Annotated in this window: 1 protein-coding gene; it reads left to right on the top strand. The window is 59.1% G+C overall.

All coding sequences use genetic code 11. The features are described 5' to 3' along the window. Positions 1-1,137, top strand: a 1,137-nt coding sequence (locus tag A3AY_RS0111755; RefSeq protein ID WP_026203362.1) for a malate synthase G, incomplete at its 5' end; no start/stop codon positions are given. Positions 1,138-1,214: the final 77 nt, after the last annotated feature.

Here is a 1,214-nt window from a genome sequence, read left to right as displayed (position 1 = left end):
TTGATGACAACAGACGCAGTCAAACGCGAAAACGGTTCGGAGACCCCCGAAGGGTTTCTCGATGCAATGGTCACCACATTCTGCGCCCTGCACGACCTTGGCACCGGCAGAAACAGCCGCAAAAACAGCATCTACATCGTCAAGCCAAAAATGCACGGCCCAAAGGAGGCGGCACTCACCAATGCAATCTTCGATCTCGTCGAGGATACGCTAAAACTGCCGCGTCATACGATCAAGGTCGGCGTGATGGACGAGGAGCGGCGCACCAGCATCAACCTCAAGGAAACAATCCGTGCTGTGAAGGGACGCATCGCCTTCATCAATACCGGCTTCCTCGACCGTACCGGCGACGAGATCCATACGGGCATGTTAGCCGGCCCCGTCGTTCCGAAGAACGAAATCAAGTCTGCCCGCTGGCTCGGCGCCTATGAAAAAAACAACGTCGATGTCGGTCTGAAAAGTGGTCTTGCCGGCAAGGCACAGATCGGGAAAGGCATGTGGGCCAAGCCTGATGCCATGGCCGAAATGCTCGAAGTCAAGATCGGCCACCCGGAATCCGGCGCCAACACCGCTTGGGTTCCCTCACCGACCGCTGCCACTTTGCACGCCACGCACTACCATCGAGTGGATGTAGCCGCGACGCAGAAGAGCATCACGGAGCGCGTCAAGGCCAAGCTCGACGACATCTTGACGCCGCCCCTGCTTGCCGGGCGCAATCTCTCCGAAGATGAGGTCCGCCGCGAACTCAACAACAATGCGCAGGGCCTTCTGGGGTACGTCGTTCGCTGGGTCGATCAGGGAATAGGCTGCTCGAAGGTGCCGGACATCGACGACGTGGCACTGATGGAGGACCGGGCGACGCTGCGCATCTCCGCTCAGCACATCACCAACTGGCTGAAACACGGCATCTGCACCGCGGAACAGGTCGAGGAAACCTTGACGCGGATGGCGGCGGTGGTCGATCGGCAGAATCTTGACGATCCGCTATACCGTCCGATGACTGCCGACTTCGACGCAAGCGTCGCTGTCCAGGCGGCCCGCGATCTCGTCTTCGAAGGCCTGAACCAGCCGAACGGCTACACTGAACCGATCCTTCATCGCCGCCGCCGCGAGGCGAAGACCAAATTCGCCCTTTAAAAGGACTGACAGAATGCTGACGATTAAAAGATTGAGCCTTGCGGATGCCTGCATCCTCATCAAGGGCGCGACCGCCA

It is taken from the genome of Rhizobium giardinii bv. giardinii H152 (assembly GCF_000379605.1).
GTDB lineage: Bacteria > Pseudomonadota > Alphaproteobacteria > Rhizobiales > Rhizobiaceae > Pararhizobium > Pararhizobium giardinii.
This window is presented reverse-complemented; position numbering and strand designations above follow the sequence as displayed.